Genomic DNA, 14986 nt, shown 5'->3' with positions numbered 1-14986 from the left:
AAATCGCAGCCGCTTGCAAGCCCCGCCTGCAAAGTCTGATTGGGACAGACGGCCGCCCGCTTGCGGTGACTGTCCACGGACGATGCACGGCGACCATTTTCAAGAGCGCGGCATTGTGCCAGATTTGCAAGTGATGACTTTTGCTTCGAAGCTTCGTTCCTTGCGCTTTCCGCTATTTGCCACCGCCCTTGCCGCCGTGCCGATGGTCTCATCGGATGCGCAGCCGGTCGTGCAGAATATCGGCAGTCAGGCCGTTCCCGCGCAGAGCTTCGAGAGCTATCTGCAAACGGTTGGTGCACGCGCGCGCCGGGAAGGTGTCAGCGAGGCGACGATCTCGCGGGTGCTGACGGGACTGACGCCGAATCAAAGGGTTGTCGAACTAGATTCGGCCCAGCCGAGCCGCGCGACAACACCTCCCCCGGTCGGTCCCTATATCGCGCAGCACGTCGGCCCGAGCATCATCGCGCGGGGCCGCTCGCGCTATGCCGAGCTTTCCGGCATCATTCCCGCGATCGAGCGGCGCTATGGCGTTCCTGCACCGGTGCTCTTCGCGATCTGGGGGCACGAGACGAACTACGGCAGCTATGTCGGCGATTTCGATCTCGCCCGCTCGCTCGCGACGCTTGCCTGGGAAGGGCGCCGCCGCGGCCTGTTCGAAGGCGAATTGATCGCGCTGCTCAAGATGGTGGACCAAGGCGTGCCGACCTCCCGGTTGAAAGGAAGCTGGGCAGGGGCCTTCGGTTACCCACAGTTCCTGCCGAGCGTCTATCTGCGCCTCGCGGTGGACGGCGACGGCAACGGCACGCGCGATATCTTCACCAGCCCGGCGGATACCATTGCCTCGATCGCCAACTACTTCCGCGATTCCGGTTGGCGTCCGGGCCAGCCCTGGGGGGTGCGCGTCTCGCTGCCTGCGGGCTTCGACGCCAATACCTATGCATCCAAGCTGGCCGCACCGACATGCGACCGGGTCCATGCCCGCCACGGCCAGTGGAAGTCCGTATCCGAATGGCGCGCGCTGGGCGTGACGCCGCAGAGTGCCATCGGCGGCGACGTGCTGGCCTCGCTGTTCCAGCCCGACGGGCCGGGGACTCCCGCCTATCTGTTAACCGGTAATTATCGGGTGATCCTCCAGTACAACTGCTCGAACTACTACGCATTGTCCGTGGGATTGCTTGCAGATGAGATTGCCCGTTAACCATTGCCTGCCTCTGGCAGCACTGTTCCTTGTCGCTCAGGTTGCGACGGCGCAGGCAGCAACAGCGACGGGATCGGCAGCAGACTATCCCGTGGTAGTGGGAGAGCCGTTCACTATCGGCAGCGTCATCTGGACGCCGACGGACCAGCTCAGCTACGACGCGGTAGGGCATGCCGTCGTCGGGGAGGGGGCCGGAACCAGCGGCGGGCACAAGACCCTGCCTCTGCCCAGCTACGTCGAAGTAACCGCGCTCGACAGCGGCCGCACGATCCTCATCCGGGTCGAACGGCGCGGGCCGATGGTCAATGACGCGCTGGTAGAGCTCTCGGCAGATGCCGCCACGCAGCTTGGTCTGGCGCCGGGCAGCCATGCTCCCGTGCGCGTTCGCCGCGTCAATCCTCCCGAAGTCGAACGAGCCGAGCTCCGTTCCGGCGGCAAGGCCCCCGAGCGGATGGAGACGCCGGAAGGCCTGCTCAAGGTCCTGCGCCGCAAGCTTGCCGAGCAATCGCCGCTTCTGCCGCCGCCTTCCACACCGCCGACGATGCCGAAAGGGCCGCTCGCGCAAGCCGCACCCGTTCCGGCGGCGGCGCCCCTCGTTCCCGCAACGAGATCGGCGCCCCGGAAACCGACCGCGGCCGCGCCTCAGGTTGCCGCAGCAAAAACTTCGGCAAGGCCTGAAGCGGCCGAGATCGCAAAGCCTAAGCCTCCCACGCGCGCACCAGTGACGAAAAGCGGCGAAGTCGTGCAGGTGGGCACTTTTTCCGTCGAGACCAATGCTCGCAGGGCGGCAAAGCAGGTCAGCGCAGATGTAACCCGGGCAGGCAAGTTCTGGCGCGTCCAGATGGGTCCTTTCGCAAACCGTGCACAAGCCGCCGCAGCGCTGGAGAAGGCCAGGGCGGCAGGGTATAGCGACGCACGAATCCAGCGCGCGGATTGATGTCGGGTCGTTTCGCGCAGGCCACCGCGTCCAATCTGGACGCGCGGGGAGAAGTCGCGTCTTGAAATCCCTAGTGAAGTTTGCCCTCCTGCTCGCCGCTCCGGCGAGTGTCGTCGCCACCAGCCTGTCCAGCGCCGCCAGTGCCGCGATTCCCGCGCCGCCGCCGCAACTCGCGCCGGTGCCGGTCAGCATCCTGGTCGATATCGGCTCCGGACAGGTGCTCGTACAGCGCCGCCCGGACGTGCCATTCCTGCCTGCCTCTGTTACCAAGGTCATGACCGCCTTCGTCGCCTTCGAGGAGATCGACGCGGGCCGCCTCAGCCTCGACCGCCGCATGTCCGTCCGCCCGGAAACGGCACGGGAATGGTTCGCAAAAGGTACGTCCATGTATCTGACGGAAAAGGATCATCCTACCGTCCGCGACCTCCTTCACGGCGTCATGACCGCCTCGTCCAACGACGGGGCCGTAGTCCTTGCCGAGGGCTATGCAGGGAGCGTCCCCGCCTGGACTGCAATGATGAATGCCGCCGCGCACCGGATCGGCATGACCGGCAGCCACTACAACACGCCCAATGGCTGGATGGATGACGGCCACACCTATATCACCGCCAGCGACATGGTCAGGCTGGCCGATGCCATGATCACCCGCCACCCGCAGCTCTACCATGAATTCTCGGGCGTGAAGCACTACATGTGGCGCGATGTCGCCATGCGCAGCCACGATCCCACGGTCGGTGTGATCCCCGGAGCGGACGGCATCAAGACGGGCTATACCCGCGAGGCGGGCTACAACTTCCTCGGCACCGCCGAACGCGGAGGGCGCCGTCTGGTCATGATGCTGGCGGCATCGCCGCTGCCCAAGGTCCGCGACGATGCCGCCAAGGCACTCCTCGAATGGGGCTTCTCGGCCTGGGAAGCGCGCCATCTCTTCGATCAGGGACAGCCCGTCGCCCAGGCGAAAGTACAGGGCGGCGATGCCCGCGAAGTGCCGCTCGTGGCCGACCGCGAAGTCCATGCCACATTGCCCAAGGGCGGGCACGAGAAAGTCTCGCTGGCGGTCCACTACAAGGGACCGCTGGTCGCGCCGATCCGCAAGGGCGATCAGGTCGGCGAGCTGGAGATCAAGGTCGAGGGCCTCGCCCCCGGCCATATCCCGCTTTACGCTGGCAAGGACGTCGGCATCGCTGGACCGCTGGACAGAATGATGAACGGGCTTATCAGCTTCTTCTCATGATCCGGGGACGATTCATTGCGCTGGAAGGCGGGGAAGGGGCTGGCAAGTCCACCCAGTTGCGCCTGCTCGCAGAAGCCTTGCGCGCGCAGGGCATCGAAGTTGTGACCACGCGCGAGCCGGGCGGCACTGCCGGGGCCGAGGCGATCCGCGCGCTCGTGCTGGATGGTGTCGGCGGAGAAGGCTGGGGGGCCCGCGCCGAAGCGCTGCTGTTCGCCGCTGCCCGCTCGGACCATGTCGAAAGACTGATCCGGCCCGCGCTGGAACGCGGCGCCTGGGTGATCTGCGACCGCTTCCTCGATTCGAGCCGCGCCTATCAGGGCGGCGGCGGCGGGCTTTCGGATGAAGACATCCGCACGCTCCACGGGATCGGCAGTCTCGGCATGCTTCCGGACGTGACAGTGCTGATCGAAGTCTCCCCCGAAGTCGCGGCGAGGCGCCTCGCTTTGCGCGACGTCGACGGCACCGACCTGATCGGCGGGCGCGAGGCCGCCTATCACGACCGCGTCGCGCAGGCCTTTGCCCGCTTCGCGGATGCCGAACCCGAGCGTTTCGTCCGCATCGACGGGGACGGCACCCCGGAAGAAACCTGCTCGCGAATTCTGATGGCGCTGGACGACATCCGATGAGCGAAGACCTGCCGTTCATCGGCCAGCGCGCCGCCTGGAACGAATGGCTGTCGGCGATCGATTCCGAACGCATGCATCATGCGTGGCTGCTGGCCGGAAGCAAGGGCCTCGGCAAGGCGGCTTTCGCGCGCACGGCCGCCGCGCAGCTCGTGCGAACACCGGGAGATTCGCGCCCCGATCCGGAAATGCACCCGGACATCCACATCCTCGAACATCTTCCCGCCAACGACGACGAGGCGAAGAAGAAGGCCGAGGGCAAGCCCTATCAGACCAAGCGCAACATCTCGGTCGACCAGGTCCGCGAGATGATCCGCCGCCTCGTGACCAAGCCTACCATGGGCGATCGCCGCGCGATCATTATCGATCCGGCCGACGACATGGAGAAGAGTGCGGTCAACGCCTTGCTCAAGGCGCTGGAGGAACCACCTGCGGGAACCTACTTCCTGCTGCTCGCCCACCAGCCCGGACGCCTGCTGCCGACCATCCGCTCGCGCTGCCGCATCCTTCGTTTCGCCGCATTGGACGAACACGAACTCGACGAAGTCATCCGCCGCGACCTGCCGCAATCCGATGCCGAGACGCGCCGGGCCGCCATTGCCGCCGCGCACGGCTCACCCGGCGTGGCGCTGAACTTCGTGGAACACGACCTCGGCGCAATCCACCGACTGATGATGCAGATCCTGCGCGAGGGCGACGCCGAATACCACTTGCGCGGCAGTCTGGCCGAGGAAATGGGTGCTCGCCCGGCGAGAGACCGGCAACTGGCCACGCTGGAACTGGCCCGCACCGCGCTCGCCAACGAACTGCCGCACGCGTCTCCCGCGCGCCAGATCCGGCTGATCGAAGCACACGGCACGCTGACGAAGCTGTCCACCCAAGCGCCGACCTACAATTTCGACGCCGGGCTCCTGATTATGGAAATTGGCGGGTTGCTGGCATCGACGGCGATGCCTAGAGAGGCGGTTCGCTAACACTCTTGAAAAGAAAGCGCGACGCCGCATGGGCGAGCCCTATTACATCACCACCGCGATCAGCTACCCCAACGGCAAGCCGCACATCGGCCATGCTTACGAAGCGATCGCCGCCGACGTCATTGCCCGCTTCAAGAAGGCGGAAGGCTTCGATGTCCGCTTTCAGACCGGAACCGACGAACACGGGCTGAAGATGGCCCAGAAAGCGCGCGACCTCGGTATCACGCCCGCGCAGCTTGCCACAGAAATGTCCGCTCACTTCAAGGACATGTGCGACGCTCTGAACATCGGTTACGATGTTTTCATCCGCACCACCGAGCCGCGCCACCATGCCGCGACGCAGGAACTCTGGCGCCGGATGGAAGCCAATGGCGACCTCTATCTCGACCGCTACGAGGGCTGGTACTCGGTCCGCGACGAGGCCTATTACGACGAGGGTGAACTCGTTGCCGGAGAGAATGGCGAAAAGCTGTCTCCGCAGGGCACCCCGGTCGAATGGACCGTCGAGGAATCGTGGTTCTTCCGCCTGTCCAAGTATCAGGACAAGCTGATCGAACTCTATAATCGGGCCGACTTCATCCGTCCCGAGACCCGCAAGAACGAAATCCTGCGCTTCGTCGAAGGCGGGCTGCGCGACCTCTCGGTCTCGCGCACCAGCTTCGACTGGGGGATCAAGGTCCCGGGTAGCGAAAACCACGTGATGTACGTCTGGGTCGACGCCCTGACGAACTACATCACCGGCCTCGGCTTCCCCGAAGAAACCGGCGATTTCGCGAAGTTCTGGCCTGCCGACGTCCACCTGATCGGCAAGGATATCGTTCGCTTCCACACCGTCTATTGGCCCGCCTTCCTGATGAGCGCCGGTCTCGCAGTACCCAAGCAGGTCTTCGGCCACGGCTTCCTGCTCAATCGCGGACAGAAGGAATCGAAGTCGCTCGGCAACGTGACCGACCCGATCGGCCTCGCCGAGACCTTCGGCGTCGATACCCTGCGCTATTTCTTCCTGCGCGAAGTGGCCTTCGGACAGGACGGCTCGTGGTCCGCCGAAGCAATCGTCACCCGCGCCAACGCAGAACTGGCGAACAGCTTCGGCAATCTTGCGCAGCGAAGCCTTTCCATGATTTTCAAGAACATGGACGGCCTTGTTAAGGCGGTACTTCCGGAGACCGAAGCCGACGCCGCTCTGCTTGCCGCCGTCGCCGATGGCATCGCGGGCCTGCGCAAGAGCTTCGACGAACTCTCGTTCAGCGAAGGCCTGGAGGCCTGGATGCGCGCTGTCTTCGCCTGCAACCAATACGTCGACGAGCAGGCCCCCTGGGCGCTGCGCAAGTCCGATCCGGAACGCATGGAAGCCGTGCTGATGATGCTGTTCCGCGTCGTGCGCGATCTGGCCATTGCCGTACGCCCGGTCGTGCCGACCTCGATCGACAAACTGCTCGACCAGATGGGCCTTGCTGCCGAGGCGCGCGACTATGCCGCGCTGGCGGACAAGGACTGGTTCGCAGCGCTCGTCGCCACCGGCTTCAAGGTGGACAAGCCCGTGGGCGTGTTCCCCCGCCTCGAACTCCCGCAAGAGGCTGGCGCCTGATGTTCATCGATTCGCATTGCCACCTCGAATACGAAGGGCTTGTTGAGGACCAGAACGGCGTCCTCGACCGCGCCCGCGCGGCAGGCATTCGCGGATTCCTGAACATCTCGACGCGGCGCAGCGAGTGGGAGAGGGTGGTCGGCACGGCCGCCCGTCATCCCGACGTCTGGGCCTCGGTCGGCATTCACCCTCATGAGGCAGACCAGCACGCCGATCTCGGCGAAGCGGCGCTGCTCGAAGCGACCCGCCATCCCAAAGTCATCGGCATCGGCGAAACCGGACTCGACTACTATTACGACAAGTCGGACCGGGAGGTTCAGCAGGCCCTGTTCCGCACGCACATCACCGTCGCGCGCGAAACCGGCCTGCCGCTCATCATCCACACGCGCGATGCCGAGGACGATACGTTCCGTATCCTTGAGAACGAGACGGGGAAGGGCGCCTTCCCGGCGCTGATCCATTGCTTCACCGCCAGCGCCGATTTCGGCCGGAAAGTTCTCGATCTCGGCCTCTCGATCTCGATTTCCGGCATTGTGACTTTCAAGAACGCCAAGGACTTGCAGGACGTAGTTCCGACAATTCCGGAAGATCGCATCCTGGTGGAAACGGATTCGCCGTTCCTTGCCCCGGTGCCGCATCGCGGCAAGCGCTGCGAACCCGCCTACACCGCCGATACGGCAAAGTTCGTAGCCCAGTTGCGCGGCGTTTCCATCGAGCAACTCGGTGAGACGACAACCCGCAACTTCTTCAATCTTTTCAAGAAAGCCGCCGCGTGAAGGTCACCATTCTCGGTAGCGGCACTTCCACCGGCGTGCCGCGCCTGGGCGGCGAATTCGGAGCGGACTGGGGCCTTTGCGATCCGGGCGAGCCGAAAAACCGCCGCTCCCGCGTTTCGATCATGCTGGAAAGCAATGCCGGCAGCCGCATTCTCGTCGATACCTCGACCGACTTGCGCGCCCAGCTTCTGGCGAACGACATCCACCGGATCGACGCGGTGTTCTGGACCCACGATCACGCCGACCATTGCCACGGCATCGACGATCTTCGGCCGCTACGCTACGGTCGCGCCGGGCCGATACCCGGCTTTGCGAATTCGGAAACGGTGCGGCGCCTTCGCCAGCGCTTCGGCTACGTCTTCGCCGGGCAATTCGGCTATCCGACGTTGATCTCGCTCGACAATCTCGACACCTTACGGCTCTGCGAAGGCTTCCGGGTCGACCATGTGCAGATGCCGCACGGACCGACGGAATCAACCGCATTCCGATTCGATTGTGACGGTAAATCAGTCTGTTACATGACGGACTTCAGTGAGATTACTCGAGGCATGATCGACTTGTGCTACGGCGCCGATCTGCTGGTAGTGGACTGCCTGCGCCGCGAACCGCATCCGACACACGCGCACCTCGGCATGGCGCTGGAGATCACCGAGGTCTGCCGCGTCGGCCAGGCCGTGCTGACGCATCTCGACAAGAGCATGGATTATGCGACACTCAGCGGCGAAGTGCCCGAGAACGTCCGGGTCGCATTCGACGGGATGGTAATCGAACCATGAGCCAGACAGGAATGATCGTCGCCGTCATCTCCGTGATCGGTTCGCTCATTCTCGTCACCAGCGGTTCTCGGTTCCGATCCACACCGATGGGCACCAAGCTCAAACTGGCGCTGATCTGGGCCGCGATCATCGTCGGTCTGGTGCTGGTTATCCAGGTTAGCGGCTTCCAGATCCGGCAATGATCGCCCCCTCTCGCCATCCATGATTTAACATAAGATACATTATCAACCCATATGAACGAACCTTGTCACCAGCAACTCGACCGCCTCCTGTCCATCATGGCACGTCTTCGTGACCCGGTTTCGGGCTGCGAATGGGATCTTGCGCAAAACTTCGCGACGATCGCGCCTTACACGATCGAGGAAGCCTACGAAGTCGCCGATGCCATCGCGCGCGAGGATCTTGCGGCGCTGCGTGACGAACTCGGCGACCTGCTGCTCCAGGTCGTCTTCCATGCCCGCATGGCCGAGGAAGACGGCCACTTCGCATTCGGTGATGTCGCCGATGCCATTTCGAACAAGCTGGAAACCCGCCACCCCCACATCTTCGGCGACGACACAACCGGAAGCCCCCAGGCCGAGCGCTGGGAAAAAATCAAAGCCAGCGAACGCAGCGCCAAGGGCGAAACCAGCGCCATTGATGGAGTCGCGATCTCTCTGCCCGCCCTGATGCGTGCCGAAAAGCTCCAGAAACGCGCCGCTCGCGTCGGCTTCGACTGGCCCGATCCCAGCGGTGCCGCCGACAAGGTGCGCGAGGAAATGGACGAACTCGCCGAAGCGTCCGATGCCGAAAAGCTGGAAGAGGCCGGAGACCTGCTGTTCGCGGCGGTGAACCTCGTGCGCCTTAACGGCATCGCGCCCGAGGATGCCCTGCGCGCCGCCAATGCCAAGTTCGAACGCCGATTCCGCGCCATGGAAGCCTCCGCGCACCGGGACGGCAAACCGTTCGACGGCCTCCCGCTCGACGAGCAGGAGGCCTATTGGCAGGAAGTGAAAGCGTCAGAGCGCGCTGAAACGGCCTAATTCGCGCTCGGCCAGTCGGACCTGAAGACGCAGCAGCGGGCCTTCATCCCCCTCGCCCGCATCTTCTTCCGACAGAACTTCGCCGCGCGCATGCAGGAACGCGATGCGCTGTCCATCGGCAGCGGGAATGACGAAAGTATAGACTTTCGCATCGGAGGTCAGCGTGGCGCCGACCGTTTCGAGCAGGAAATCGCAGCCCATCCCGGTCCGTGCGGAAACCGGCACGATCACTTCATCGGGACGCTGCGCCATGACGTCGCGCAAGTCGGCGGCCTGCGTCGGGGTCAGCAGATCCCACTTGTTCCAGACCTCGATGATCGGGATCGAAGGCACAGCGCCCTCCCCATCATCGTGATCCCCTTCGCCAGCGATCACCCCAAGGTCAGCCAGAACTTCCAGAACCTGACGTTTCTGCGATTCCGTGTCAGGATTGTGGATGTCACGAACGTGGAGGATCACATCCGCAGCGTTCACTTCTTCCAGCGTCGCGCGGAAAGCGGCGACGAGCTGGGTCGGAAGATCGGAAATGAAACCTACGGTATCGGACAGGATCGCCTTTTCAACCGCCGGTAGACGGATCGCCCGCATGGTCGGGTCGAGGGTTGCGAACAGCAAATCCTCTGCCATGACTTCTGCGCCGGTCAGATAATTGAAAAGCGTAGATTTTCCGGCGTTGGTATAGCCAACCAGGGCCACGATCGGCCAAGGCGCCTTCTCGCGGCGGTCCCGGTGGAGGCCCCGCGTGCGGCGGACTTGTTCCAACTCGCGCCGGATCTTGCCCATGCGATCGCGGATCATGCGGCGGTCCGCCTCGATCTGCGTTTCACCGGGACCGCCCAGGAAGCCGAAGCCGCCGCGCTGACGTTCGAGGTGGGTCCAACTGCGCACCAGACGACCGGCTTGATAGTCCAGGTGGGCGAGTTCGACCTGAAGACGGCCTTCGGCGGTCGCCGCGCGCTCGCCGAAGATTTCGAGGATCAGGCCGGTGCGATCGATTACCTTGCGCTTAAGCTTTTCTTCGAGATTGCGCTGCTGGATCGCCGACAGCGAACCGTCGACAATGATCAACTCCGCCTCGTTCAGCGTGCAGGCGACCGAGATGTTCTGGATCTGGCCTTCGCCGAAAAGCGTACCGGCTCGGGGTTCGCGGATGGGAATGGCCATGGCTTCCGCCACGACAAGTCCGATCGCCAGTGCGAGGCCCTTCGCCTCTTCGAGGCGTGCCCCGGTATCGAGGTCGCCTCTGCCGCGCATTTGCGGATAGACGACGAGGGCACGCGCACCGCGCGTGACCTCGCCCTTGAGTTCGTCGTTCAAATCAGTTCAGCTTCCGGTGTTTCAATCTTCGGCTTCTTCATGCGCCTGAAGATCGACCGGAGTCACGGGCTGAATTGTCGAAACGGCATGCTTGTACGCGAGCTGGACGTAGCCTTCGCGTTCCAGCAGCATGCAGAACAGGTCATAGGCGGCAACGCGGCCCTGCAGCATGACGCCGTTGATCAGGAACATCGTGACCTGAACGCCGGCATTGCGGATGCTGGAAAGGAACACGTCCTGAAGGACGCGCGTCTTCTTGCCGTTGTCGGCACCGCTCGAAAACTGGCGCGCATCGACCGGGGTCGAGGGCATGATCGTCGAGATCGCGTGCTTGTAGACGAGCTGCGACTGGCCGTCGCGGCGCAGCAGGATCGAGAAATTATCGAACCAGGTAACGATACCCTGCAACTTCACGCCCTTGACCAGGAACATGGTCACGGGGGTCTTGTTCTTGCGCAGGAGGTTCAGGAACTGGTCCTGGAGATTCTGCCCCTTCCCTGCGGACACGCTGGGAGAAGAAGTACCGGCGGAAATCGGCGGCGGTGCCACGGCAGGCGTGGACGGTGCGGCTTCGGTTTCGACCTCGGGGGTCGTGGTTCGCGGACGAGCGGTCAGCGTACGGCCGGCCATATCATTTCTCCTTCTTTTTGGCGGCCGCTTTGCGGTCCGCGATCTGGCCATCGGAACTTCCCGAGACCGTTCTCGAATCGGAATCTACCCAGTTGCTGCAATGCAGTAAACGTTAAAAATGTAGCTTTCTTGTGACAGGTTCTCTGAAAAGCGTCGCCAGGAGGATTCTCGAGCGATTACCATTCATCTGAAAAATATGGATTTTCAGTCCTTTTCAGACTTGATCCTCGCCGTCCATTTCCCCCTCGCGCCGGTCGGCCATGCCTAGCAGCTTGAGCTTGCGGTGCAGCGCCGAGCGCTCCATCCCGATGAAAGACGCCGTCTTCGAGATATTGCCGGAGAACCGCCGGATCTGAACCCGCAGGTACTCGCGCTCGAAGCTCTCGCGGGCTTCGCGCAAGGGCGCGCTCATCATTACCGAGACTCCGGCATCGCCGTTGCCGCGACTGTTAAAGATTTCCGGCGGCAGCATGTCGGCCTCGATCCGGGCGAGCTTCTCGCGCGGGGCCATGATGACCGTGCGCTCCACGACGTTACGAAGCTGGCGAACATTGCCCGGCCATTCGTAGGCCTGGAGCGCAGTCATCGCCTCGGTGCTGACCTGCGGCGGCGCGACGCCCTGCTCGTTGGCATAACGCGCGAAGAAATGGTCAATCAGCGCGGGAATGTCGTCCCGCCGCTCGCGCAGCGCAGGGATCGTCACCGGCACCACGTTGAGGCGATAGAACAGATCCTCGCGGAAGCGGCGTTCGGCAATTTCCTTTTCGAGGTCGCGCGAGGTTGAGGAAACCACGCGCACGTCCACGCGGATCTGCCGGGTCCCTCCCACGCGCACGAAGGCCTGGTCGGTAAGAACCCGCAGGATACGGGCCTGCGTCGAAAGCGGCATGTCCGCCACTTCGTCGAAGTAGAGCGTTCCGCTGTCCGCCGTTTCCAGCAGGCCGGGGCGGATCAGGGCGCCGTCGGCTTCCTCGCCGAACAGTTCCTGCTCGAAGCGCTCGGGCGTGATGCGCGCCGAATTGACGCTGACGAAGGCATTCCCGGCGCGCGGGCTCCAGGCGTGTAGCAGCCTGGCCGCGACTTCCTTGCCCGAGCCCGCCGGGCCGGTGATGAGCAGGCGACTGCCGGTATTGGCCACGCGCTTCAGTGTCGCGCGCACCTGGTTGATGGCGCCGCTCGATCCGGTGAATTCCTCGCCAGTCGAGAAATCATGGCGAAGCTGCGCGTTCTCGCGGCGCAGGCGCTCGGTTTCGGTCGCGCGGCCGACGAGATGCAGCAGCTTTTCGGCCTCGAACGGCTTCTCGATGAAATCCACCGCGCCACGGCTGATCGCCGCGACAGCCGTGTCGATATTGCCGTGGCCGGAGAAGATGATGACCGGCAGCTCCGGCTCGCGGGCCTTGATCGCGTCGAGCACTTCCAGGCCGTCCATCGGGCTGCCGTGGAGCCAGACATCCAGCAGCACCAGCGAGGGGCGGCGTGCGTCGATCGCAGCGAGGGCCGCCTCGCTGTCTCCGGCGGTGCGGCATTCGTAGCCTTCGTCGCTCAGGACGCCTGCGACCAGTTCACGGATGTCGCGCTCGTCGTCGACGATCAGGATTTCGAGAGCCATGGGATTGTCTTCTTGGTGAGGGAGATGGAGGGGGAAAGCAGGTTGCGACGGGCCGACGTCATTCGGCGGCCTCCTGCTTGCGGGCATGGGCTACGGGATCGGCGGCGAAGCGCATGGTGACGGTGGTGCCGCCGCCCGGCGTGGGCAGAAACAGCATTTCGCCGCCATGTTCCTCGATGATCTTGTTGACGATGGCGAGGCCGAGGCCGGTGCCTTTCTCGCGCGTGGTCACGTAAGGCTCGATGATGCGCTCGCGGTCCTGCGAAAGGCCGATACCGTTGTCGGCAATACGCACCACGATGGCGCTTTCCAGCGCTTCCACCGATACGCCGATTGCCCCGCGATAGTCCGGCTCGGCATCCTTGGCCTTGGCCTCGATTGCCTCGACCGCGTTCTTGAGCACATTGGTCATGGCCTGGCCGAACTGGTGGCGGTCGCAATCGATCGCGCCGATCACCGGGTCGCTCTCGAAGCGGAAGCCGATATCCGGCCGTGCCACTTCCTGAAGGAACAGCGCCTGCCGGGTCAGCGCCACGGGGTCTTCCGGGCGGAACACCGGCTTGGGCAGGCGTGCGAAGGAGGAGAACTCGTCCACCATCTTGCGCAGTTCTCCGACCTGGCGAATGATCGTGCGGGTCAGGTCCTCGAACAGTTCCGGATTGTCGACGATCTGCTTGCGATAACGGCGGCTGAGGCGCTCGGTGGCTAGCTGGATCGGCGTGAGCGGGTTCTTGATCTCGTGCGCGATACGGCGGGCTACGTCGGACCAGGCGGCGGTGCGCTGATCGAGCAGTTGCCGGGTGATATCCTCGAAAGTGATGACGAAGCCGGTGACGTCGCGCGTGACCTTCACGGCGAATGTCAGCAGGTCGCCATTGCGGTTGTACTGGACGAGGCCGCCCGAACTGCCCTGCTCGATCAGCGCCGCCAGCTGCGGTGCGAGATCGGCAAGCGGCATGTCCTCGGGCAGTTCGGCCCGGTCGGTCAGCAGCTTCTGTGCGGTGCTGTTCATCAGCAGGATGCGGCCTGCGGGATCGAGCGAGACGATACCCGAAGTCACCGATTCCAGCACCGCCTCGATAAAGACGCGGCGTTCGTGAAGCTGCCGGTTGGCACCGAGCAGGGCTTGGGTCTGCTTCTCGATCTGCGCGGTCATGCGGTTGAAGGCGCGGTTGAGCAGGCCGATCTCGTCGGCACCGGTGCGCCCCTCGATCCGCAGCGCGAAGTTGCCGCTGCCGACCCGGCGAGCGGCATCGACCAGTTCGTAGAGCGGCTTGACCTGTCGGTCGGCGAAGCGCAGCGCGAACCACACCGCAAGGCCGACGAGCGCCAGCGAGACCACGAAGAGCGCGACGTTGAAGCGCAATTGCAGCACGCGCGCGCGATTGGTCAGAACTTCATAGGCCCGCACGATGTTTTCGGCGTTCTCGGCGCGCTGGCCCTGGCTGAGCGCGAGAAGTTCGGAACTGCGCGCGGCGTAGAGATAGACGCCTGCTGCCTGGTCGATCGGCGCAATCGCCACGATGCGGTCGTTGGTGGAACTGACGGCCAGCTTTTCTCCGTTAGTCAAGCGCTCCAGCGCTTCAGGCGTTATGCGCTTGTCTTCCGTTTTGCCTTCCGGGTCGACGATGATCGGGATGCGCTGGCTGCCGTCCTGAGCCACCTGGATGATGGCTGCGACGGAAAGATTGCGCCTGTAGACCTGGCCCCCGAAAAACTGCTGGAAACGCTTGCTGGCCACCGGAGATTCGGCAAGCATGTCGCCTGTATCATTGGCCATGGCCGCCGTCTCGTATCCCACTTCGCGCTGGGTCTGCTCGTAGTATCCGCGCGCTAGCTTGTTGGCGTTTTCCAGAAGCCCGCGCGACGAATCGGAGAACCAGAATTCGACGCCGGACTGGAACTGCCAGGACGCGAAAATGACGACCAGCAAGGTCGGCACCGCGGCGATCAGCGAGAAGATGAACACCAGACGGACGTGCATCTGCCCGGTGCCGCCGATGCTCTCCGCCGCGCGCCGCAGTGCGAGATGGCGGCCCAGCAGGACGAGGATCGCCATGGCCGGGACCAGCGTGCCCACCAGCAGCGTCGCAGTCAGGTTCGAGGGCAGCAGTTGGCCCTTGTCCCGTGAATTAAGGGCGATCCAGGTGATCGCCGTCATCGCCAGGAACAGGACGATCGAGACCACGGTGATGATTGCGAAGAAGTTCGCGCGGCGGGCAGCTACCTGCATCCGCCGCCACCAGCGCGGCCATGCGCGTTTGTGAACCAGTGTCTCGCTCATCGTTGCACCGTTACA

General features: G+C 63.9%; 14 protein-coding genes. 10 read left to right on the top strand and 4 right to left on the bottom strand.

Features of this window, described 5'->3' with window-relative positions; translation table 11 throughout:
• Positions 1-133: 133 nt before the first annotated feature.
• From AC4D6D_RS09340 to mazG, 10 genes are all read left to right on the top strand, one after another.
• Positions 134-1198 (top strand): lytic murein transglycosylase, encoded by a 1065-nt coding sequence (locus AC4D6D_RS09340; RefSeq protein ID WP_491325055.1) that lies wholly within the window; start codon positions 134-136, stop codon positions 1196-1198.
• Positions 1182-2135, top strand: a complete 954-nt coding sequence (locus tag AC4D6D_RS09335; RefSeq protein WP_491325054.1) for an SPOR domain-containing protein — start codon at positions 1182-1184, stop codon at positions 2133-2135. The genes AC4D6D_RS09340 and AC4D6D_RS09335 overlap by 17 nt, the downstream gene beginning before the upstream one ends.
• A 73-nt stretch (positions 2136-2208) precedes the next feature.
• Entirely contained in the window at positions 2209-3369 is a 1161-nt protein-coding gene (locus AC4D6D_RS09330) for a D-alanyl-D-alanine carboxypeptidase family protein (protein WP_491325053.1), read from the top strand.
• Positions 3366-3995: a dTMP kinase gene (tmk, locus tag AC4D6D_RS09325; RefSeq protein WP_491325052.1), complete on the top strand. Its 630-nt coding sequence runs from the start codon at positions 3366-3368 to the stop codon at positions 3993-3995. Before AC4D6D_RS09330 ends, tmk begins: the two co-directional genes overlap by 4 nt.
• On the top strand, positions 3992-4966 hold the full coding sequence (locus tag AC4D6D_RS09320; protein WP_491325051.1) for a DNA polymerase III delta subunit-related protein: 975 nt from the start codon (positions 3992-3994) through the stop codon (positions 4964-4966). The genes tmk and AC4D6D_RS09320 overlap by 4 nt, the downstream gene beginning before the upstream one ends.
• Positions 4967-4994: 28 nt before the next feature.
• Positions 4995-6554: a methionine--tRNA ligase gene (metG, locus tag AC4D6D_RS09315; protein WP_491325050.1), complete on the top strand. Its 1560-nt coding sequence runs from the start codon at positions 4995-4997 to the stop codon at positions 6552-6554.
• Positions 6554-7330, top strand: coding sequence for a TatD family hydrolase (locus AC4D6D_RS09310; protein WP_491325049.1), 777 nt, complete (start codon positions 6554-6556; stop codon positions 7328-7330). The genes metG and AC4D6D_RS09310 overlap by 1 nt, the downstream gene beginning before the upstream one ends.
• On the top strand, positions 7327-8106 hold the full coding sequence (locus tag AC4D6D_RS09305; protein WP_147220588.1) for an MBL fold metallo-hydrolase: 780 nt from the start codon (positions 7327-7329) through the stop codon (positions 8104-8106). The genes AC4D6D_RS09310 and AC4D6D_RS09305 overlap by 4 nt, the downstream gene beginning before the upstream one ends.
• Positions 8103-8288, top strand: a complete 186-nt coding sequence (locus AC4D6D_RS09300; protein ID WP_147220587.1) for a hypothetical protein — start codon at positions 8103-8105, stop codon at positions 8286-8288. Before AC4D6D_RS09305 ends, AC4D6D_RS09300 begins: the two co-directional genes overlap by 4 nt.
• Positions 8289-8339: 51 nt before the next feature.
• Positions 8340-9128: a nucleoside triphosphate pyrophosphohydrolase gene (mazG, locus tag AC4D6D_RS09295; RefSeq protein ID WP_491325048.1), complete on the top strand. Its 789-nt coding sequence runs from the start codon at positions 8340-8342 to the stop codon at positions 9126-9128.
• On the opposite strand, the gene hflX is transcribed toward mazG, so the two are convergent.
• From hflX to AC4D6D_RS09275, 4 genes are all read right to left on the bottom strand, one after another.
• Complete coding sequence (gene hflX / locus AC4D6D_RS09290) at positions 9105-10445, bottom strand: GTPase HflX (RefSeq protein ID WP_491325047.1); 1341 nt, start codon at positions 10443-10445, stop codon at positions 9105-9107. The genes mazG and hflX overlap by 24 nt on opposite strands.
• Positions 10446-10466: 21 nt before the next feature.
• Positions 10467-11075 (bottom strand): RNA chaperone Hfq, encoded by a 609-nt coding sequence (gene hfq / locus AC4D6D_RS09285; RefSeq protein WP_147220585.1) that lies wholly within the window; start codon positions 11073-11075, stop codon positions 10467-10469.
• 214 nt (positions 11076-11289) lie between these two features.
• On the bottom strand, positions 11290-12687 hold the full coding sequence (gene ntrX / locus AC4D6D_RS09280) for a nitrogen assimilation response regulator NtrX (protein WP_491325046.1): 1398 nt from the start codon (positions 12685-12687) through the stop codon (positions 11290-11292).
• A gap of 58 nt (positions 12688-12745) precedes the next feature.
• On the bottom strand, positions 12746-14920 hold the full coding sequence (locus AC4D6D_RS09275; RefSeq protein ID WP_491327228.1) for a sensor histidine kinase: 2175 nt from the start codon (positions 14918-14920) through the stop codon (positions 12746-12748).
• Positions 14921-14986 lie beyond the last annotated feature (66 nt).

The sequence above is a fragment of the Novosphingobium sp. BF6 genome, assembly GCF_058273105.1.
Note: the sequence above shows the minus strand (reverse complement) of the source record. Positions and strands in the feature narration are given on the sequence as shown.